General features: G+C 63.9%; 1 protein-coding gene. It reads left to right on the top strand.

Going from position 1 to position 244, the window contains the following annotated elements:
- A partial coding sequence (locus tag OH705_RS28400) for a DUF58 domain-containing protein (protein ID WP_267303595.1) occupies positions 1-244 on the top strand: 244 nt, incomplete at both ends.

Below are 244 nucleotides of genomic sequence, written 5' to 3' on the forward strand. Positions count from 1 at the left end.
TCTACCTGGCCGGCGACGATGTGCTAAACATCGACTGGCGTGTCACCGCCCGCACCCAGGAGCCGCACACCATGCTGTTCCATGATGAGCGCGAACGGCCGATCTTCATCATGGTCGAGAAGAGCCAGCGGCTGTTCTTCGGCTCCGGGCAGAAGTTCAAGACGGTCCTGGCCGACCAGGCCGCCGCCCTGTTCACATGGGCTGCGCTGGGCCACAACGACCGTATCGGCGGGCAGGTGTTCTG

It is taken from the genome of Pseudomonas sp. BJa3 (assembly GCF_026343815.1).
GTDB classification, from domain to species: domain Bacteria; phylum Pseudomonadota; class Gammaproteobacteria; order Pseudomonadales; family Pseudomonadaceae; genus Aquipseudomonas; species Aquipseudomonas soli.